Source organism: Allobosea robiniae (assembly GCF_900102525.1).
Taxonomy (GTDB): domain Bacteria; phylum Pseudomonadota; class Alphaproteobacteria; order Rhizobiales; family Beijerinckiaceae; genus Allobosea; species Allobosea robiniae.
Map to the genome: position 1 here is coordinate 1 of NZ_FNBZ01000016.1, position 15,605 is coordinate 15,605.

At 61.0% G+C, this 15,605-nt stretch carries 30 protein-coding genes; 14 read left to right on the forward strand and 16 right to left on the reverse strand.

What is annotated here, in order from left to right; all coding sequences use genetic code 11:
* Positions 1 to 233 precede the first annotated feature (233 nt).
* The 8 genes from BLQ70_RS24900 to BLQ70_RS24930 all read left to right on the forward strand — a co-directional run bounded on the left by BLQ70_RS24900 (position 234) and on the right by BLQ70_RS24930 (position 4,031).
* Positions 234 to 851 carry a hypothetical protein gene (locus BLQ70_RS24900; RefSeq protein WP_139163635.1) on the forward strand — a complete coding sequence of 206 codons (618 nt, stop codon included), beginning with the start codon at positions 234 to 236 and terminating at the stop codon, positions 849 to 851.
* 46 nt (positions 852 to 897) lie between these two features.
* A complete protein-coding gene (locus tag BLQ70_RS24905; RefSeq protein WP_113585750.1) occupies positions 898 to 1,413 on the forward strand; it encodes a hypothetical protein in 516 nt (171 codons plus the stop codon).
* Entirely contained in the window at positions 1,413 to 1,589 is a 177-nt protein-coding gene (locus BLQ70_RS25770; protein ID WP_162766290.1) for a hypothetical protein, read from the forward strand. The genes BLQ70_RS24905 and BLQ70_RS25770 overlap by 1 nt, the downstream gene beginning before the upstream one ends.
* On the forward strand, positions 1,586 to 1,882 hold the full coding sequence (locus BLQ70_RS24910) for a hypothetical protein (protein WP_091862933.1): 297 nt from the start codon (positions 1,586 to 1,588) through the stop codon (positions 1,880 to 1,882). Before BLQ70_RS25770 ends, BLQ70_RS24910 begins: the two co-directional genes overlap by 4 nt.
* Positions 1,879 to 2,283, forward strand: coding sequence for a hypothetical protein (locus BLQ70_RS24915; protein ID WP_091862936.1), 405 nt, complete (start codon positions 1,879 to 1,881; stop codon positions 2,281 to 2,283). Before BLQ70_RS24910 ends, BLQ70_RS24915 begins: the two co-directional genes overlap by 4 nt.
* Positions 2,280 to 2,570, forward strand: a complete 291-nt coding sequence (locus tag BLQ70_RS24920) for a hypothetical protein (protein ID WP_091862939.1) — start codon at positions 2,280 to 2,282, stop codon at positions 2,568 to 2,570. Before BLQ70_RS24915 ends, BLQ70_RS24920 begins: the two co-directional genes overlap by 4 nt.
* A gap of 99 nt (positions 2,571 to 2,669) precedes the next feature.
* Positions 2,670 to 3,215, forward strand: coding sequence for a hypothetical protein (locus BLQ70_RS24925; protein WP_091862943.1), 546 nt, complete (start codon positions 2,670 to 2,672; stop codon positions 3,213 to 3,215).
* 570 nt (positions 3,216 to 3,785) lie between these two features.
* On the forward strand, positions 3,786 to 4,031 hold the full coding sequence (locus tag BLQ70_RS24930; RefSeq protein ID WP_091862944.1) for a hypothetical protein: 246 nt from the start codon (positions 3,786 to 3,788) through the stop codon (positions 4,029 to 4,031).
* A 71-nt stretch (positions 4,032 to 4,102) separates the two neighbouring features.
* Here the strand turns inward: BLQ70_RS24930 and BLQ70_RS24935 are convergent, their stop codons facing one another.
* Together BLQ70_RS24935 and BLQ70_RS24940 are read right to left on the reverse strand one after the other, a co-directional pair.
* Positions 4,103 to 4,843 (reverse strand): lipocalin family protein, encoded by a 741-nt coding sequence (locus BLQ70_RS24935; protein ID WP_244512152.1) that lies wholly within the window; start codon positions 4,841 to 4,843, stop codon positions 4,103 to 4,105.
* A gap of 18 nt (positions 4,844 to 4,861) precedes the next feature.
* Positions 4,862 to 5,422, reverse strand: a complete 561-nt coding sequence (locus tag BLQ70_RS24940) for a type 1 glutamine amidotransferase domain-containing protein (protein WP_091862950.1) — start codon at positions 5,420 to 5,422, stop codon at positions 4,862 to 4,864.
* 68 nt (positions 5,423 to 5,490) lie between these two features.
* Here BLQ70_RS24940 and BLQ70_RS24945 point away from each other — a divergent pair, with 68 nt between their 5' ends.
* The gene (locus BLQ70_RS24945) at positions 5,491 to 5,790 is read left to right on the forward strand and encodes an SOS response-associated peptidase family protein (protein ID WP_091862953.1); all 300 of its coding nucleotides are present in this window, start codon (positions 5,491 to 5,493) and stop codon (positions 5,788 to 5,790) included.
* Positions 5,791 to 6,049: 259 nt separating this feature from the next.
* Here BLQ70_RS24945 and BLQ70_RS24955 read toward each other — a convergent pair whose 3' ends face one another.
* Genes BLQ70_RS24955 through BLQ70_RS24970 form a run of 4 tightly spaced genes read right to left on the reverse strand, consistent with a single transcriptional unit; the run spans position 6,050 to position 7,087 of the window.
* A complete protein-coding gene (locus BLQ70_RS24955) occupies positions 6,050 to 6,298 on the reverse strand; it encodes a DUF7696 family protein (protein WP_091862956.1) in 249 nt (82 codons plus the stop codon).
* 41 nt (positions 6,299 to 6,339) lie between these two features.
* Positions 6,340 to 6,528, reverse strand: coding sequence for a hypothetical protein (locus BLQ70_RS24960; protein WP_091862959.1), 189 nt, complete (start codon positions 6,526 to 6,528; stop codon positions 6,340 to 6,342).
* Entirely contained in the window at positions 6,525 to 6,725 is a 201-nt protein-coding gene (locus BLQ70_RS24965; protein WP_091862962.1) for a DUF3606 domain-containing protein, read from the reverse strand. The genes BLQ70_RS24960 and BLQ70_RS24965 overlap by 4 nt, the downstream gene beginning before the upstream one ends.
* Before the next feature lie 50 nt (positions 6,726 to 6,775).
* A complete protein-coding gene (locus tag BLQ70_RS24970) occupies positions 6,776 to 7,087 on the reverse strand; it encodes a phosphopantetheine-binding protein (RefSeq protein WP_091862965.1) in 312 nt (103 codons plus the stop codon).
* 148 nt (positions 7,088 to 7,235) lie between these two features.
* Between BLQ70_RS24970 and BLQ70_RS24975 the strand changes: the two genes are divergently transcribed.
* Complete coding sequence (locus BLQ70_RS24975) at positions 7,236 to 7,535, forward strand: PepSY domain-containing protein (protein ID WP_091862968.1); 300 nt, start codon at positions 7,236 to 7,238, stop codon at positions 7,533 to 7,535.
* A gap of 36 nt (positions 7,536 to 7,571) precedes the next feature.
* Positions 7,572 to 8,108, forward strand: a complete 537-nt coding sequence (locus BLQ70_RS24980) for a general stress protein (protein WP_091862970.1) — start codon at positions 7,572 to 7,574, stop codon at positions 8,106 to 8,108.
* A gap of 602 nt (positions 8,109 to 8,710) precedes the next feature.
* Here BLQ70_RS24980 and BLQ70_RS26285 read toward each other — a convergent pair.
* From BLQ70_RS26285 to BLQ70_RS25005, 6 genes are all read right to left on the reverse strand, one after another.
* Complete coding sequence (locus tag BLQ70_RS26285) at positions 8,711 to 8,920, reverse strand: con-10 family general stress protein (RefSeq protein WP_091863018.1); 210 nt, start codon at positions 8,918 to 8,920, stop codon at positions 8,711 to 8,713.
* A gap of 345 nt (positions 8,921 to 9,265) precedes the next feature.
* A complete protein-coding gene (locus BLQ70_RS25485) occupies positions 9,266 to 9,475 on the reverse strand; it encodes a hypothetical protein (protein WP_139163636.1) in 210 nt (69 codons plus the stop codon).
* A gap of 109 nt (positions 9,476 to 9,584) precedes the next feature.
* Entirely contained in the window at positions 9,585 to 9,860 is a 276-nt protein-coding gene (locus tag BLQ70_RS25490; protein WP_139163637.1) for a hypothetical protein, read from the reverse strand.
* A gap of 43 nt (positions 9,861 to 9,903) precedes the next feature.
* Positions 9,904 to 10,218, reverse strand: coding sequence for a hypothetical protein (locus BLQ70_RS24990; protein WP_091862974.1), 315 nt, complete (start codon positions 10,216 to 10,218; stop codon positions 9,904 to 9,906).
* Between the two features lie 206 nt (positions 10,219 to 10,424).
* Complete coding sequence (locus tag BLQ70_RS25000) at positions 10,425 to 10,670, reverse strand: hypothetical protein (RefSeq protein ID WP_091862981.1); 246 nt, start codon at positions 10,668 to 10,670, stop codon at positions 10,425 to 10,427.
* Between the two features lie 58 nt (positions 10,671 to 10,728).
* Entirely contained in the window at positions 10,729 to 11,256 is a 528-nt protein-coding gene (locus BLQ70_RS25005; protein ID WP_091862984.1) for a YciE/YciF ferroxidase family protein, read from the reverse strand.
* A gap of 123 nt (positions 11,257 to 11,379) precedes the next feature.
* On the opposite strand from BLQ70_RS25005, the gene BLQ70_RS25010 reads away from it, so the two are divergent.
* Positions 11,380 to 11,889, forward strand: a complete 510-nt coding sequence (locus BLQ70_RS25010) for a ferritin-like domain-containing protein (RefSeq protein WP_091862987.1) — start codon at positions 11,380 to 11,382, stop codon at positions 11,887 to 11,889.
* Positions 11,890 to 12,240: 351 nt separating this feature from the next.
* Here the strand turns inward: BLQ70_RS25010 and BLQ70_RS25020 are convergent, their stop codons facing one another.
* The 4 genes from BLQ70_RS25020 to BLQ70_RS25035 all read right to left on the reverse strand — a co-directional run bounded on the left by BLQ70_RS25020 (position 12,241) and on the right by BLQ70_RS25035 (position 13,421).
* The gene (locus BLQ70_RS25020; RefSeq protein WP_139163638.1) at positions 12,241 to 12,591 is read right to left on the reverse strand and encodes a hypothetical protein; all 351 of its coding nucleotides are present in this window, start codon (positions 12,589 to 12,591) and stop codon (positions 12,241 to 12,243) included.
* Positions 12,575 to 12,871 carry a hypothetical protein gene (locus BLQ70_RS25025; RefSeq protein ID WP_091862997.1) on the reverse strand — a complete coding sequence of 99 codons (297 nt, stop codon included), beginning with the start codon at positions 12,869 to 12,871 and terminating at the stop codon, positions 12,575 to 12,577. Before BLQ70_RS25025 ends, BLQ70_RS25020 begins: the two co-directional genes overlap by 17 nt.
* Before the next feature lie 86 nt (positions 12,872 to 12,957).
* Positions 12,958 to 13,185, reverse strand: coding sequence for a DUF6894 family protein (locus BLQ70_RS25030; RefSeq protein ID WP_091863001.1), 228 nt, complete (start codon positions 13,183 to 13,185; stop codon positions 12,958 to 12,960).
* A gap of 14 nt (positions 13,186 to 13,199) precedes the next feature.
* The gene (locus BLQ70_RS25035; protein ID WP_091863005.1) at positions 13,200 to 13,421 is read right to left on the reverse strand and encodes a hypothetical protein; all 222 of its coding nucleotides are present in this window, start codon (positions 13,419 to 13,421) and stop codon (positions 13,200 to 13,202) included.
* Between the two features lie 119 nt (positions 13,422 to 13,540).
* Between BLQ70_RS25035 and ku (BLQ70_RS25040) the strand changes: the two genes are divergently transcribed.
* Together ku (BLQ70_RS25040) and ku (BLQ70_RS25045) are read left to right on the forward strand one after the other, a co-directional pair.
* Positions 13,541 to 14,422: a non-homologous end joining protein Ku gene (gene ku, locus BLQ70_RS25040; RefSeq protein ID WP_091863009.1), complete on the forward strand. Its 882-nt coding sequence runs from the start codon at positions 13,541 to 13,543 to the stop codon at positions 14,420 to 14,422.
* 11 nt (positions 14,423 to 14,433) lie between these two features.
* Positions 14,434 to 15,246, forward strand: coding sequence for a non-homologous end joining protein Ku (gene ku / locus BLQ70_RS25045; protein ID WP_091863012.1), 813 nt, complete (start codon positions 14,434 to 14,436; stop codon positions 15,244 to 15,246).
* Positions 15,247 to 15,605: the final 359 nt, after the last annotated feature.

Consider the following 15,605-nt stretch of genomic DNA (forward strand, 5'->3'; position numbering starts at 1 on the left):
CGATCGAGCGGATCGCGTCGGCAACGGATTGCCCCTGCGAGACCAGCACATCGACCTGGCGTAGCTTCGCGACGATCTCTTCGGGCTTATGGCGCTTCTTCGGCATCTCGATCCTCCTGTCTGCCAAAAGACATACTTCAGGGTGGACCAATTCAAGGGGGGTGGATCAGGCGGGCGTAGAGACGCCTTCGGAAGACCCCGCGCTAATCCAGCTCGGGGATTTGACCGAGGCCGTGGCTACCGCGCAGCGGACGGCCCGCGACGAGCTGGCGAGGATCTATGCCGAATGGGACCCGAAGCTCCCCGCCGCCCCATCGGAGATCAAGTTCAAGCGACAATCGTTTGACAATCGGGGGAGCTGGGAGAAGCGGCTGGACGGCGGCGCCCGGAACGGGGGCGATAATCGCGACGGCATCCTTACTGTCGAAGGCGCTGAACAGAGAGTCAGGTGGACGAAAGAATATCTCGCCCGGCCGTCCCGCTTCAAATCCGCTTCCGGGCAGGCTCGTCACGAAAGATGGATGGGCAAGCTGCGCGTGGAACTCGCGCGGGAAGAGACCGCGCTGAAGTTCGCAAAGCGATATCACGGCGAGTTCGCAAAGGTGTTGAAGGCCTCCGGGTACGAGGCGTCCCGCAAGCGCCTCACGGAAGCCGAGGACGCGCTGAACGAGCACATCTCAGCCATCATGAAGCTAGAGGCCCGGACCATAGCCGGCGTCATGATTCAGGCGCAGGCCATCGAAACCACCAACCAGATGCCGGCATTCGTGCTGGCCCTCGAAGCCAGCCGCGAGCGCTGGGCTGCCCGTTTGGCTGCCTCGATCCTCCGCATCGCCGGCTCCGCCGCCTGACGACCGCGCCGCACCTCTGCCCTCATTCCTAGAGGAGTGCTCTCCCATGACGATGAATCGACGTACAATTCTTGGCGGGGTCGCAATCTCCCCGGCGGCCATCTCGATTTGCAAGGCGGCGCCTTACGTGCCTGGACCGGCTTTGGCCGCTAGCGCCGAAGAACCTTTGATCGCGCTTGGACGCGACCATGCAGCGGCCGTGTCTGTCTGGATCGACCTGCGCCGCGAAGTCCACCGCCTTGGCGATCTGCGCGAAGACATCGCGGAAGAGCGAGGCGTTGCGCCATTAGATCATACTGCAATTCACAAAATCGGGGACGAAGTTGGGTACACCCCGATTTGGGAGGCCTGGAACGAGCTGAGCAACAAGCTGGAGCAAATCGGGGATGAAATTCGAGCCATCCCGCCTCGCTCGCTTGCCGGCCTGAGGGCGTGGGCGAGTGCTGCTCGCTTTGCCGGCCTTTTCGATGGGATGCCGAGCGAACGCAAGTTCGACTACAGCGAGCAATGGCTGCTCGACGCGCTAGACCATGTCGAACGACTTGCGGAAGGGGCCGTGTAATGAGCCTGATCCGCATCAACAGCCGCCAGGGCAAGGAGAAGCCTGCCCGCCGCACTTACGGCGTCAAGCCCGTCAGCCTGCCGACCTATTCGTTCTATGGCCACCTGCCGGTCTTCTATGTGGACGGAGAACTGGTCATCGGCCGCCGGCTCATTCCGCTGGAGCGCCGGACATGAGGGCGCTTCCGGCCGCGGCCATGGCGGCCTTCCGCGCAGATGCAGCCGTGCGCAATCAGCAAGACGCCGAAACCGCCGCCGATGTCCCGATGGCTATGGCCTATCTCGATCGCTGCGGCGCGACCTTCGAGCAAGTGCCCGGCTATCCGACATGGTTCGCTGCCCGATGGGAGGACTCGCGAAGCTTTGACGAACCGCGTCGATGGGCGTGCTGCATCGAGGAATGGGACCGCGAACATCACTACGCGAAGGCCTTTCGCGCCCGCGTCGAAATGCAGGAGGGTCTGCAATGAGCCTGATCGACCTACGCCTAGCAGCTGATTTCTTTACGTCGCTCGGCCAGATCAAACACGATGACGGCCCATTCGGAGACGGCATCGCACTTTCCGATGCCGAGCGCTTCGAGGTCCGAACCATCCTCTTGGATGTCGCCCAGAGGCTGACCGACCGTGCCTTGTCTATCGACAGCATGCGGCGCCGCCTGGGGGCCATCGTGGAATCGCTGATCGGCGTTGCCGACGCGCTGGACGGTGACCCCGACCTCGAAGACGGCGCCGATCAGGAAGCCACATGCGAGGACGAGGGAGCCCAGTGCGAGGACGAGGGCGCTCCCGACGACAACGGCATCGCTGACACTGACGGGCTGGCCGAGCAGCGAGGCACGCGGCATCTCTATGGAGGGTACGTCACATGAAGTTGCGCGACATCACCGACGCACTCACCGATGGCGACACGAGCACTATGCGCAGGGGCTTCTGCGCACTGGTCGATCAGCATGACACCGTTGAAGCGACATCGCCTGGAATGCTGGTCGTAGCGCTGAATCGGCTTTGCGTCTCGCTCAAGGACGATCAGGCTGAGATGCCTGCCGGGATCTGTGCGGCGCTCGGTTTGCCCTGCGGATCTACGTATGCGCAAGGCTCCGCAGCAGCCAAGCGGGAGGCGGCTCGGCTGGCACGGCATTTAATGGCGACAGGTTGACCTTACGGCAAACTCGCCGAACTTAGATGATCGATCTGTATTGTCCGCGTGACGTCCGCCGCATAGCATCCCCTACAAAGGCGTTCTTCGGAGGCGGACATGTCTCTTCCCGACGACCTCGTTGCCTGGAGTGTCAAGCGCATCGGCCAGAAGATCGGTGACGGGGAGTGCTGGACGATGCTCGAAACCGCCCTGACCGATTGCGGTGGCAAGACGTCGACCCAGCTCATGGGCGGGAAGGTTGGGCCTGACGGCGATTATATCTGGGGCACGCTGGTAAAGGATTTGCGGCGAGACATCGTCGTTGGCGACATTCTGCAGTTTCGCAACTTCGTCTGGGAAGACAGGACTGAGGTCAAGACCACGCACCCGAACGGTGATTGGGAGACAGGCGGCACGACGGTCGAGAAGCGCCCCCATCATACCGCCATCGTCGAAGGGGTCGTCGGCCAAGGCATTGTCGATGTGCTGGAGCAAAACGTTCCCGGAGGCGACCCGATCCATCGCGCACGACTGCACATCGTCTCGTTCCTCGGCCCGAAGGTGAAGAAGAGCCTGCCGAACGGGGACGTTGTAGAGACGACGCCAAACCATCGAGTAAGCGGCACGGTCTGGGCATTTCATCCGCAGGGCAAGAAGCCCTGAGCGGTCGCTGGCTAAGTCGCGACGGCTAGAGCTTCTCTCACAGCATCTCGCCGCTGATTTTTAGCGCCCTGCCGGAACAAAGCCGTCATCATCCCGTTGTCGGCGCGGTGCCATAATGGCGCCTGCCTGCTCTCCAGTTGGATGCGTCGCCGCGGATGTTCCGGCCGCAACCGACAGGAGGGCAAAGCCAGTTTCCCGGCGATGGCCGGAACCGCCAAGTCCTGACAGAAGTCAGAGGCCCGTCGCTTCCCAAGCGGCGGGCTTATTCGTTAAGGGCCCAAGTCGTTAAGCAGTCGTTTTCCATATTCGCTGGCATTTTATGCATGTGGGGAACGCCGCCTAAGCCGCCGCATTCCTCCGTCATTATGGAGGGCAATCCGATGCGATATATCGTTTCGTTGGATTTCTGGCTTTGGACGGGGATCGGTCTCTGCCTCAGCTCGATGGCTGTCGCAGTGCAGCCGATTTATTGGCTGAGCTAACTGATCGAGCCGGGCGCGCTGCCTTTAGCGGCAGGCTGAGGAACAACCGTACATCCACACGGTTGCGAGCCAAACAGGAGAATCCGACATGGCAAAAGATCAGCCTGAAGCTCTCGCGACTTTTGCGGCGAGCGCCCGCAATGACGGGCAGAAGCCGAAGGATATTGGCCTTCACGCAACGGATGAAACCGAGGCCATTCCCACCGACCCGAAGAAGAAGGCCGATGCTGCGACCAAGGTGCTCCGCGAGGGCGTCCTCCACAAGGATCAAGGTGCCGACGAGGCAATCGATGATCTGCCGGATCGGACGCGAGATACCGATCCGCGCTCCTAAGCGGATGGCCCGACGCTCACGAGCGGCGGGCAATTAACTAATGGCATCGGCCGAGGCCTCAGGTGATGCCCTCATTGTTGGGTACGCCTCAGCATGCCAGTGTCGTAGCCGAGCACCTTCGCCCGCCCCGCCAGCGCCGCATACTGGCGCGGACTGACAGCCGGATTTCGGGTCAGTATCCAGAGATATCGACCCGAAGGCTCGCCAACGATGGACCAGGAGTAGTCTGGCGCGCGATCCAGCACCCAGTAGTCACCCTCGATCGGCCAGAAGAAGGTGACCTTGAGCTTTGAGCCATTCGAGCCATCAACGACGCGGGCCGTTGCCTCTGCCGTCTTCAGCGGCCCCGTCACGCCGCCTTGGCGGCAGGAATTGATGACGGCAACCGAACCGTCCGGTTTCTGCGCATATTCCGCTGTAACCGCCTCGCAGCCCTTCTGAAACCCAGCCTCATAGCGCGCTTGTTCGTACCATTTCCCGAGATAGCGCTTCAGCTCCACAGGCTTCGCCGGCTGTGGAACATTGGAGTTGCCGACAGGCTGGTTCTCCAGCGGATTGCAAGCGGCCAGTGCTAAGCTCGATCCGATCACGAGCGCGCTCATCAGGGTTTTCATTGTCATCCTCGCTTTGGGCTGCCCGATAACGTGAGCCCGCGACCGCGGTTCCCATTGCATGTACGTCGCAATCTTGAATACGGTTTCCCCTGCCTCCGCCGAACCGGCGATACGGTTTCCTCCCCCCAAATTCGGCAGGCGCGAATGCACGGCCGCGAATGAAAGCCCGGCGCAATGGCCGGGCTTGGTCGTCGTCAATGAGGGGAAGCTCAGGGATCAGGCCGCCTTCCGATCGTGCCGACCTTCCTGCACTTCCTCGATGATTTTGGCGACGAACGCCGGCAGGTCATCGGGCTTGCGTGAGGTCACGATGCCCTTGTCAGTTACGACCTCTGCATCCTGCCAGCTTGCGCCGGCATTGATCAGATCCTGCTTGATCGTCTTGTAGGAGGTTACCTTCCGGCCTTTGGCAATTCCGGTGTCGATCAGCAGCCACGGTCCATGGCATACGGCAGCGACGACCTTGCCTTGGTCGAAGAAGCTCTTGATCAGACCGAGCGCCTTGTCGTTACCACGCAGGGTGTCGGGGTTCATTTGCCCGCCGGGCAGCACAATCGCGTCGTAATCCTCGGCCCTCACCTGATCGAGTGTGCGATCGACGGCGACGGATCGGCCCCAGTCCTTGTTCTGCCAGCCCTTGATCTCGCCGGCCTCCGGCGAAACGATGTCGACCGTCGCGCCAGCCTTCTGCAAGGCGGCATGCGGTACGTCGAGTTCCGACTGCTCGAAACCATGTGTTGCAAGAATGAGGATGCGTTTGCCTGTAAGGGCGCTCATCGTGCTCTCCTTTGTTGGAAGGGGTGTGCCTAGACCAACAAGCCCGCACCGAATGCGTTCCTCCTCAAATGCCCTTTGCGGGGCTCTGGGAGAACTGGCGCAATCCCGAGACGGGCGAGGATATCACCACCTGCACGATGATTGTTCGCGAGGCCAACGCCTGGACGGCGCAGTATCACGACCGCATGCTCTGCATGCTCCTGCGCCAGGATTTCGAGGCATGGTTGGACGGCTCGGGCGGAATGGAATTGCTCAAGCAGCCGCCGCGCGAGCTGCGCGAATGGATCGTGTCCAAGCGCGTGAACAAGGCCGGCGAAGGCGACGACGACCCGACGACCATCGAGCCGTTCAAGGATGATCTGTTCTAGACGCGGTTGGCCTAGCGCCGCTCCGAGCGCATAAAGCCGCCATGCCGCTTTCCTCTCTTACCGATCCGGTCGACCTAGCCCGCGCACAGGGCGCGTTGGAAATTGCATGGTCGAAGCTGGAGCCTGAAGTGCCTGAGTACGACCGGGACGATGCTCGCACTCGCCTGGCGTACATTGTTGCCAGCTACGCCATTGTCGCGGTCGATGAGGCTGATCTAGTGCGCCGCGCACTTGAACGTTTCAGGAGCAAGCCAGCGCTCTAGGACTTCGGCCGCATAAGGCTGGCGTACCGATCGATCTCGGCCCGCATGCGCGCAACCGCCGGCTCTCCGCGCTTCGCCTTCATGCCCTTAAGCGGCTCATCCAGCACTTCGTTGCGCTGCGCCAGTGTCATGTTCGCGAGCATCCGCACCTCGCATTCGTGCTTCCATTCGTCGGACCACGTCGACACTTCCCGGCCGGCGAGAACGGAAAAGACGTGCGGATGGTTTTCGGGCGGATACGGCATCACTGGCGCTCTGCCAGATTCGCAAAAGTCGGGAAAGCCGCTCAGTCGGCGCTGTCATTTGGCGCCGCGCCGCGCGGTTGATCAACCTCCTGTTGATCCGTCTGGCGGTCCCACTTTTCCACTAGCCGCTCAACGATGGGGGGACCTGGTTTCGTGAGACGGATGCGCGCGGACCCATCTTCAATGACCCACTCGTCACCATCGCGCCGAATTTCGATTGCAGCGCTCATTCTTTGCTCCCGCTAAGAGTAGCCCGGCGAAGCTCTGCTTCAACAGCTTCAGTCGAAGACCCGACCTCGCGAACAGCCTCCTCTAGTTGCGACTTGGACACGCCGAACTTGTCCGTCCAATAGCGCACCTCATAGTCCTCGCTGAAGTTGATGCGCGAGCGGTCCTGCGGGCCGCGGTTAGTCTTGTCGTCTGCCATGGTAGCCTCCTTCGCGGCGATACAATCGGCCGGAAGGCTCGAGGTTCCGGCTAGCGTCCCTCGCCAGAGGCTGCACGCTGAATGCGGCGTCCCATGAGCTCAACAAGTTCGCGGACAGTCTTGCAGCGCTGCATGGCCTCGTCTGGCATCATGTCGCAATCATACTCGCGCTCGATCGCATTACCGATCAGCGTGAGGTCGTCGATCGTGAAGCCAATATCGTCGACCGTAGCGTGAGGCTCTAAAAGCTCGGGTTTGACTAGCCCTTCAGCGGCAATGATTTCGAGCAAACGGCTGACCAGTTCGACTCCTGCGGGATCAAGGTCGCCGGTTCCGGTCTTGTCATCGTGCTCTGGTTTCATCGTAGCTCCGAGGGGTGAGATTCAGACAACGAGTGCAGCACTGGAGCGTTCCGAAGTTGGTTGAAATCTCCTCGGAACAGAATCGCATTCTTCAAAGTTCGACACCCACTTCGCGGCTCAGTCCGCGCCAATTCAGGAGTGTCGGAAAATGAAAAAAACAATTCTCGTTTCGCTGATCGCGGCTTCGATGTCCTTCGGCGCCCTCGCCCAGACGAGCACGACCTCGCCGATGCCAGCTCCCAAGGCTGACGCTGACAAGAACGCACCGCTCCCGGGCGCCAATAGCTTCACCGAAGGCCAGGCCAAGAGCCGGCTGGAAGAGAACGGCTATTCGAGCGTCAGCGCCCTGAAGAAGGACGACAACGGCGTCTGGAGGGGCAAGGCCACGCACTCGGGCAAGCAGGTCAACGTCTCCGTGGACTACCGCGGCAACATCACCCGCAACTGATCCGTGCCGCTCGCACCCGAAAAACTGGAGAACGAAATGACCCGCACCATCACCCGTTCCTACGATAGCTACACAACCGCCCGCTCCGTCGTCGAACAGCTTGAAGCGGCCGGCGTGTCCAGCAATGACATCAGCGTCGTTGGTCGCGACGGTGACACTGGCGAAACCAACGCTGCAGAAGGCGCCGGCATCGGCGCGGGCGTCGGCGGCGCCGCCGGTCTCCTGGCTGGCATCGGCATGCTCGCGATTCCGGGCATCGGTCCGGTGGTCGCCGCAGGCTGGCTGGCCTCGACCGCAGCGGGTGCAGTCGCCGGTGCTGCCGCCGGTGGATTGGTCGGCTCCTTTGTGAAGGAGGGCCACGACGAGAACGAGGCCCACTACTATGCCGAGACCGTCCGCCGCGGCGGATCGGTGGTCTCCGTCCGCACGGCTCCCGAGCACGAGGCCGCCGTCCAGGCTATTCTTGATGGCGCTACCCCGATCGATCGCGCGACCCGCGAGGCCGATTATCGCGCAGGTGGCTGGTCCCGCTTTGATGAAAACGCCGGTCCCTATCGCCCGCCCGTCGTGTGACGCCGTGAATAGCGAATGGCCCCGGTTTCCCGAGGCCATTCGCTATAAATCTTTCAGTGCCAGGTTGGTAAGAGCTTGGCAAAGCCGAATACTTGGCTTCCATGATTCGCGGAGGACAGCGTTGAAGGCCTATCTCAACGCGCTATCTCGTTGGTCCTGTCCGCTTTGGCTAGTCGCCGTGGTCTCAGTCGCTTCCGCGGCCCCAGCGCGCATCGAGGCTGGGACGCTTCTTCCCAAATGTGAAGACAGCCGTCGAGAAGTTGCTCGAAAAGGAGAAGCGCTGCTCGTTAGAGAAGAAGTTGAGGCTCGGTTTGTCAGGGACAGGAGCTTTTGCCGCCCCACAGAAAAAGCTGTCCCCGCTTTCATCAAAAGCCAAGATCGGGAAATGTGTTTCGTGGGTTACGAGTGCCGCGATCCATAGCGCGAGGCTCTCGCAAGCGTCATCTAACCGTGGCCTTTAGCTTTTACCTAATTGAGTAAACTCATCCTGTACCGCGCCATGCGTACCACAGCGTTTCCTATCCGGTAAGCTCACGGAGAAAGAGCGGGCCCCGAAGGACCCGCTCACCCGATTCACACGCTCGACGGACCGAGCGCTTGCGCTATGACTGGCCGCCCTTTCGACCGGCCTCAGAAGCGCGCTCCCGATCGTTGGCAAAGTTGCCAGAGCCGCCCCGCTGATTGTCCGCAGATCCCGATTGGGAACGATCCGACGACTGCTGAGACTGCTGGCCGCCGTGGCTGTTCTGCCCGCCCTTCTTTCCGGCTTCAGAGGCCTTCTTCGGATCGTCGGCAAAATTGTTGCTAGCCATATCTCTCTCCATAGGTGGCTCCCCGGCGAGACCGGGGAATCTCGGGTTTGAGGATTGGGAGGACCGGCCTAGCCGGTCACGAGATCAACTGGCGACCGGTGGAGCAGTTCCTGCTCAAAAGGCGCATTGTTCAGCTCCGTACCGTCACACCCATTTGAGGAACAGTTCGGGTGGCAGCAATGTTTGTGCGGCGCGTGGCCCCTCAGTGTCGCGCCTGAACCACGTGGGAGGGGGACTGGCGGCCTGCTAGTCCCTTTTCTCTTGCTTGAAGCTGCGACGGTCTGCGGAGCATTTGCTGTTCCATCTGCGGCCCAACCTCGGATCGGCCCGCGACCGGGCTGCTCTTCACTGGACCGGCTGATACTTGGCCTGTTGCTGGCTCGCCTTGGCGAGCATCGCTTCGAGTTCGAACAGAGCGGCCATTGGCAAAACCATAAGCACGTCTGCATCCCCGGCAGTTACGAACTTGATCGTTGCATCGCCCCGAGGGTCCGAACTGAGTTCGATCATGGTCGGCTTCACAACGGGAACGGCAATCGTCGGCTTATCAGACACGACTTAATGCTCCTCGCGGCGCGATAGGCCCGGAACAATTGACATGCTCGCTCGTTCCATCGGCCTGTCTTGCCAGACAGAAATCCTCGGACTGCCCCGTTGGCCTCAGCTAGCGGGGCTTTTTTCGGGCCGCCGCCATTCGCGGCATGTCGAGACGACTGGGGTAAGCCTCGGGAGGCTGAGTTAGACCTTCTGACTTTCGACTACTGTTGAGCTTCGCTCTCGCGCTGGTGAGGCGCTCCCGTCGTTTTAGTTCCCTCTCCACGGCATCGCGGATAAAATCTGTGCGGGTTTCGGTTAGCGACAACGTCGCATCGATGCGGCCGAATGTGCCGGACGGGAAGCCTGCCGCCATCTTGTCAATAATGCGCTTATGTATGGTCATCGAGCGCTCATAAAGACTTGCGGACGATGAACCAAGTGCCGCGTCAGTTCCCGGCGGCCCATGCGGCACGCTGCTGCGCGAGAGCTGCCTCTAAGCGCTCTTCAGACCACTGCGCTCGGTATTGCGGCCACAGTTCCTTGAACCGGGCTTTCGCCTCCTCAAGGGTTTCGACGTAGCCGTGGAAGTCAGCGCGTCGCGGGAGATTGCCCGGCCCGACGAAGAACAGCCATCGGCCTTGCGAGGTCGCAACTTCCCTGTAGATCCTGCCTATGATGTTCGCCCGCTCATCGAGAACGAGAAAATCGCTCTCGTCTTCGCCTGGCCAAGTCCGCCGTAGCCGGAATTCGCTTTCGTCCAATCGATCAGGCCTTGTCGCTTGGCGGCTTGGAAGCCTTCATCAGCCTGCGAAGCTGCTCGAACAGCGCGGGGCCATTGAGCTGGTGTGTCGGATAGCCCTCAGCCGATAGCGCTCGCTCAAGCTCGCGGATTTTCCCAAACCTGCCCGATCGCGCCAGCTCAAACGCTCGCTCTAATGCCGTTTTCATCGTGCAATGATGGAGCACGTCAATCGTCGCACCGCGTTAACATTTGACGGGTTGGCTCGATCAGGAAATACCACTCGTCTTCGTAATGGACGGGCGTACCGTCTTCGAGCGTGTACGAGGTCAAGCTCGTGCCTGGATAATCCCGCCAGACAATCACGGTGTAGCGGTTACCGTCCTCGTCCTTACAGCGCTCTCGATACAGCTCGCGCTTCACCGCGCTATGGCGACGGGGCAGCAGCTCGGCCGGCTTTCTCAGGGCAACCATGGGAACACCTCACGCAACGCAGAACGAGCCGCCCTCGCATGGCAAGGGCGGCGAATTGTCAGGCCGCGCTTTTGGCCTGGGCCTTGGTATTGGCCTGGGCCTTGGTATTGGCTGATGCGGTTCCGATCTGCGAAAGCAGCTTGTCCGTCTTGGTTTCCTCGGCCAGCGTCTGATCGAGGAGGGCAACGGCGTTCTTCAAGCCGAGCTGCTGCGCCCAGGCTTTCAACGTCCCATAGCGGGCCATCTCGTAGTGCTCAACAGCCTGAGCAGCGGCGACCAAGCCAGCGTTCAAGGCGGGGCTGCCCTCGAACTCCTCCATGATGCTCTTGCCTTCCTCGATGATGCCCAGGATGGCATCGCAGGTCTTACCACGCGGCGCCTTGCCGACGATTTCGAACACTTCGGTTAGCCGCTCAACGTGTCCTTCGGTTTCGTCGCGGTGGGTCTCGAAGGCCTTTTTCACCTCCGGAGAAGTGGCGGCCCTCGCCATCTTCGGCAGCGCCTTCAGGATCTGCTTTTCGGCGTAGTAGATGTCCTTGAGGGTATCCAGAAACAGGTCTTCCAACGTCTTGGGTTCGGTCGCCATAGGTGCCTCCTGCACTGTGGGGAAGAGACTGGCCCAACGAACGCCGGAGCCCGCGTGTTCCGATTCTTTTTGGAACCTAGTGGGAGTCGGAGGTGTTGCGGGGCGATATCGGAGGAGGAATTCATGACGACCAAAGAGGACCGACTGCTTCAGTGGCTTCGCGACGCTCACGCTATGGAGAAGCAAGCGGAGGCCATGCTGTCAGCGCAGGCCAGCCGCATCGTGAGCTACCCCGAGCTAAAGCAGAAGATCGAGGAGCATCTGGCTGAGACCAAGCGGCAGGCAGACATGCTTCAGTCGTGCATCGAGCGGCGCGGGGGTGACACTTCGACCCTAAAGGACTTGATGGGCCGGTTCGCCGCAATGGGCCAGGGGCTCGGCGGCGCGGTTATGGATGACGAGGTCATCAAGGGCTCGATGGCGAGCTACACGTTCGAGCACATGGAGATTGCGGCTTACGAGGTTCTCATCGCGACAGCGGAGGCCTGCGGTGACGTGGAGACGGTGGCTGTTTGCCAGCGCATCCTCAACGAGGAAACAGCGATGGCAACGTGGCTCGGCGAGAACCTTGGGGCAGTCACCCAGAAGTTCCTTTCGCTTGATGAGCGCGAGGACGCCAGCGCAAAACGCTGATGTCCACGTTTCTCGGGGCCGAAGATGGCGCGATGTACCACTGTCTGACCTGCGGTAATCGACGAGCGCGGGATGAGGCAATCCGGCTCCTCGGCAGAACTGGCCGAACTCCAGCCCAGACGGAGGCTCTGTGGCAGGTCATCGAAGCGTTCAATGAAGCGGCCCGGCTCTTCAGGCGTAGGGCCGTAAACGACAATTTCCAGCCCGCCCCGACTGGCGGCGGATGGGGAAGCGATTACTCCGGCTGACGAGGAAGCTTGTTGGGTTGTGCCCGTCGCTGTTCAGCGAGCACTCGCCCAAGTGAGAGGCGCGGCCCGCTTTGCGGTTCCGGGCTTTCTCAAGCTCTGAGTATCACGACTTCGAGCCTGACAGCGATTCAGGGTCAGCGGCGACGCCTAGCCCGCCCGTTTCACTCCCGGCGCCAGAGGCTTTGCACTCGACATATTTCAAGCGCGTCTGGGCGGTATTCGTAAGGCCCTCCATTTCTAGCCACGCCAAGTACTCGTCCGGGCGTATCGTGACAATCTGAAGGGCTCGTCCGCGCGCGAGCCACGCGTTAATGACGCTGAGCGCTGCTGCGTGCCAGGCCTCGTAATCGCCGGGCATCTCGTCGCGGTCGTCGGCCAGCTCCCAAAGGCGCTGATAATCCTCACGCTCGTACCACGGCAACGCGACCGTATAAGCCTCAACGGTTGGTTTCATCGCTCCTGCCCCAACCAAAGAACCGCGCTACTCGCGCGCTCCAAGCGATGGGGGATTTAGGCAAAGGGTCGACGCCTGTGTCAACAGAGGGGGCGGCCATTACGGCGCGATAGTGGATCTCGGCCTCGCTCGAAAACTCAATATGGGCGCCGATCTTCCGCGCCATTTGCTGGGCTGCCTCATAGGCGTTCCTGATGTCAGGAGAGCGGCCATAGGCTTCGCCCGTCACATCGCGGAATGCCCAACCAGCATCATGACGACACACCGTGAGAACCTGCATGGTGGAATTTTCCAACTCAACGCCGCTAAACGACACAGACGTTCTATCGGTTCCGCCGTTTTCAACTAGTGCGCCTGGGCTCTGGATTAGTTCACATCGCCGGCATCGACGGAAAAGCGGCCCCGGTAGATGACCTTTCCACTGGCTGCCTCGACAGTCATTGTCATCTCGATCTGGTCCGTATCAACCAATGCATCATGCGCAGCTTCCGCGAACGCCTGTCTGGCCTCGCGGCGAGCGGACTTATCGTCTGGGCATTCGATCTCGACGGCGTGGTCGCCGCCGTTGTGCGTGATGAAGCGGTAAGCGGGCATCAGGCGCTCGATGGTTAGTGCCAGGAGGTTGCGTCGTCGTGGGCTTCGTCCCACTGCGTGATGACCTGCACTAGCGCAGCTAATTCAGCGGCCTGCGGGGAGCCTTCGGGGTAGTCCGCCAGTTCACGGACACGCTGCGTCGCAGCCTCATACTCATCAATGGAGGTGATCCGCTGAGCGCCTCGGTCGTTGGCGGGCTTTGGTGGCTTCGGCGTTGTGACGTGCTCGAATGGCATGGCATTTCTCCCGCTGATCCGCAGCAAACGGCCCTGAGCTGGACACGGTTCCACGGAACGATTTCGTCCGCCGTCCGTTCGCGACTCGTCTTGTTGTGGAGTTGCGTTAGGAGTTGGCCATGGCCGGTCACCGTGCCCAGTGGAAAGGCTTCATCAAGTTCGGCGAGGTGAGCTGCGGGGTCGGGCTCTATACCGCCGCCAGCACATCGGAGCGCATCGCGTTCCACACGCTGAACAATCCCACCGGGAACCGCGTCAATCGCATCTTCGTCGATAGCGAAACCGGCAAACCTGTGGAACGCGAGGAGCAGACGAAGGGGTTCGAAATCGAGAATGGCCAATACGTCATGATCGATCCCGAAGAGGTCGCGGCTACCGTTCCGGAGAGCGATAAGACGCTCACCATCGATACGTTCATCCCGTGCTCCGACGTCGACGACGTTTATTTCGACAAGCCGTATTACCTCGTACCGACCGACCGAGTGTCCTCTGACGCATTTACCGCGCTGCGCGATGCCATGGCGAAATCAAAGGTCGCAGCTATCGCGCAGACGGTCCTGTTTCGGCGCGTCAGAACGGTTTTAATCCGTGCGCATGGCAAAGGCCTGATCGCGACAACGCTGCAGTATGATTACGAGGTTCGTTCGTCGGAAAAGGCATTCGAGGAGATGCCCAGGCTCCGGATCAAGGGCGAGATGCTCGATCTCGCCAAGCACATCATCGCCACCAAGAAGGAGGCATTCGATCCCGCGGAGTTCGACGACCGTTACGAGGCCGCATTGGCGGAACTGGTGAAGGCCAAGATCGAAGGCAGGGCCGCGCCGAAGCGCAAGGAAATTGAAGTCTCGAAACCGGATGACCTCCTCGCAGCCCTGCGCGAGAGCGCCAAGGCGATGGCGGAAGCTTCAGGTTCTCGCTCCGCGGCAAATGGCAATCGTGGTCCGGCCCGCGACGCCAGGCGTGCCGCGCGGCCGGCTCCTCAACAACGCAAAGCGAGCTGAGGAGAGAGGCCATGGCTGTGCGCCCCTATTGGAAGGGCTACCTCAAGCTCTCGCTCGTCACCTGCCCGGTCGCGATGTCGCCCGCGACGTCCGAAAGCGAGAAGGTGCGCTTCCACACCTTGAACAAGGCGACCGGCAATCGCGTCGTTTCGCAGTATGTCGACTCTGTCACCCGCAAGCCGATCAAAGAAGACAACGAGGTCAAGGGCTACGAGCGCGGCGAAAACGACTACGTCATGCTGACCGAGGATGAACTCGACGCGGTCGCGCTCGATACCGTCAAGACGATCGATATCGAGAAATTCGTACCGCGCGACAGCATCGAGTGGATCTACCTCGAAAAGCCTCATTACCTGATGCCTGACGATCCAGTCGGCCACGAGGCTTTTGCAGTGATCCGAGACGCCATGGCGGCAGAAAAGGTGCTGGGCATCTCGCGCCTCGTCATGGGCCGGCGCGAGCGCGCTATCGTGCTCGAACCGCGCGGCGAGGGTATTGTTCTTTGGACACTCAGATTCGGCGATGAGGTCAGACCGGAAGCTTCCTATTTCGCGGAAGTCCCTGACAAAGCCGACGCGAGCTTGGTTCCCCTCGTGCAGAGCTATATCAAAGGACATACAAAATCCTGGTCCGCCGACATGGTCTCGGACCCCGTTCAAAGCGCTCTGCTCGACATCATCGCGCAGAAGAAAAAGTCCTTGAGACCGGCGCGGAAGGGGAAAGCAAAGCCTGCGGACGCTGAGAACGAGAGCAACGTCATCGATATCATGGAAGCTCTTCGCCGGAGCCTTGCGCCGCGAGGAGGGAAGCAGCGAGCATCCTGACAGCGGCGCCGGCACTGGCCAGATCGGGCGACGCCGCTGGCGCCCCATCCAAGTGGCTTCAATCTTTCCGGAGTTTCCCAAGGTTACCCGGCAAACCCGTTACAGCCATGTCGTCAGCCGTGAGGAAGCCATCATCCTCCTCCGGGTCGTGAGCGCTGTGACCCTTATGGGCTTCATCCCACTCTCGAATTTCGGAGATCAGGCGTTGGTACTCCCGGCCTTGCTCAGAATCCGGAAGCGCGTCGCTCAATGCCGCAGCCCTATTGATCCGCCCCCGCCGAGAGGTCCAGGTTGAATGTTAGTGTGCGGTTGGCCTCGGCGCCAACGCGGTCGGCTCAGCCGGTCTGGATAGCGCAGCC

What these genes read in the sequence shown, in the direction of transcription:
- BLQ70_RS24910 (WP_091862933.1), top strand. Translation starts at nt 1,586, where the DNA reads ATGAGGGCGCTTCCGGCCGCGGCCATGGCGGCCTTCCGCGCAGATGCA.
- BLQ70_RS24915 (WP_091862936.1), top strand. Translation starts at nt 1,879, where the DNA reads ATGAGCCTGATCGACCTACGCCTAGCAGCTGATTTCTTTACGTCGCTC.
- BLQ70_RS25000 (WP_091862981.1), bottom strand. Translation starts at nt 10,670, where the DNA reads ATGGTTGCCCTGAGAAAGCCGGCCGAGCTGCTGCCCCGTCGCCATAGC.
- BLQ70_RS26285 (WP_091863018.1), bottom strand. Translation starts at nt 8,920, where the DNA reads ATGGCTAGCAACAATTTTGCCGACGATCCGAAGAAGGCCTCTGAAGCC.
- BLQ70_RS24960 (WP_091862959.1), bottom strand. Translation starts at nt 6,528, where the DNA reads ATGAGCGCTGCAATCGAAATTCGGCGCGATGGTGACGAGTGGGTCATT.
- BLQ70_RS25030 (WP_091863001.1), bottom strand. Translation starts at nt 13,185, where the DNA reads ATGCCCGCTTACCGCTTCATCACGCACAACGGCGGCGACCACGCCGTC.
- BLQ70_RS24970 (WP_091862965.1), bottom strand. Translation starts at nt 7,087, where the DNA reads ATGAAACCAGAGCACGATGACAAGACCGGAACCGGCGACCTTGATCCC.
- BLQ70_RS24955 (WP_091862956.1), bottom strand. Translation starts at nt 6,298, where the DNA reads ATGCCGTATCCGCCCGAAAACCATCCGCACGTCTTTTCCGTTCTCGCC.
- ku (WP_091863009.1), top strand. Translation starts at nt 13,541, where the DNA reads ATGGCCGGTCACCGTGCCCAGTGGAAAGGCTTCATCAAGTTCGGCGAG.
- BLQ70_RS24925 (WP_091862943.1), top strand. Translation starts at nt 2,670, where the DNA reads ATGTCTCTTCCCGACGACCTCGTTGCCTGGAGTGTCAAGCGCATCGGC.
- ku (WP_091863012.1), top strand. Translation starts at nt 14,434, where the DNA reads ATGGCTGTGCGCCCCTATTGGAAGGGCTACCTCAAGCTCTCGCTCGTC.
- BLQ70_RS24965 (WP_091862962.1), bottom strand. Translation starts at nt 6,725, where the DNA reads ATGGCAGACGACAAGACTAACCGCGGCCCGCAGGACCGCTCGCGCATC.
- BLQ70_RS25020 (WP_139163638.1), bottom strand. Translation starts at nt 12,591, where the DNA reads ATGAAACCAACCGTTGAGGCTTATACGGTCGCGTTGCCGTGGTACGAG.
- BLQ70_RS25010 (WP_091862987.1), top strand. Translation starts at nt 11,380, where the DNA reads ATGACGACCAAAGAGGACCGACTGCTTCAGTGGCTTCGCGACGCTCAC.
- BLQ70_RS25025 (WP_091862997.1), bottom strand. Translation starts at nt 12,871, where the DNA reads ATGCAGGTTCTCACGGTGTGTCGTCATGATGCTGGTTGGGCATTCCGC.
- BLQ70_RS24905 (WP_113585750.1), top strand. Translation starts at nt 898, where the DNA reads ATGACGATGAATCGACGTACAATTCTTGGCGGGGTCGCAATCTCCCCG.
- BLQ70_RS24940 (WP_091862950.1), bottom strand. Translation starts at nt 5,422, where the DNA reads ATGAGCGCCCTTACAGGCAAACGCATCCTCATTCTTGCAACACATGGT.
- BLQ70_RS24945 (WP_091862953.1), top strand. Translation starts at nt 5,491, where the DNA reads ATGCCCTTTGCGGGGCTCTGGGAGAACTGGCGCAATCCCGAGACGGGC.
- BLQ70_RS25770 (WP_162766290.1), top strand. Translation starts at nt 1,413, where the DNA reads ATGAGCCTGATCCGCATCAACAGCCGCCAGGGCAAGGAGAAGCCTGCC.
- BLQ70_RS24975 (WP_091862968.1), top strand. Translation starts at nt 7,236, where the DNA reads ATGAAAAAAACAATTCTCGTTTCGCTGATCGCGGCTTCGATGTCCTTC.
- BLQ70_RS24920 (WP_091862939.1), top strand. Translation starts at nt 2,280, where the DNA reads ATGAAGTTGCGCGACATCACCGACGCACTCACCGATGGCGACACGAGC.
- BLQ70_RS24980 (WP_091862970.1), top strand. Translation starts at nt 7,572, where the DNA reads ATGACCCGCACCATCACCCGTTCCTACGATAGCTACACAACCGCCCGC.
- BLQ70_RS25005 (WP_091862984.1), bottom strand. Translation starts at nt 11,256, where the DNA reads ATGGCGACCGAACCCAAGACGTTGGAAGACCTGTTTCTGGATACCCTC.
- BLQ70_RS25490 (WP_139163637.1), bottom strand. Translation starts at nt 9,860, where the DNA reads ATGACCATACATAAGCGCATTATTGACAAGATGGCGGCAGGCTTCCCG.
- BLQ70_RS24930 (WP_091862944.1), top strand. Translation starts at nt 3,786, where the DNA reads ATGGCAAAAGATCAGCCTGAAGCTCTCGCGACTTTTGCGGCGAGCGCC.
- BLQ70_RS25035 (WP_091863005.1), bottom strand. Translation starts at nt 13,421, where the DNA reads ATGCCATTCGAGCACGTCACAACGCCGAAGCCACCAAAGCCCGCCAAC.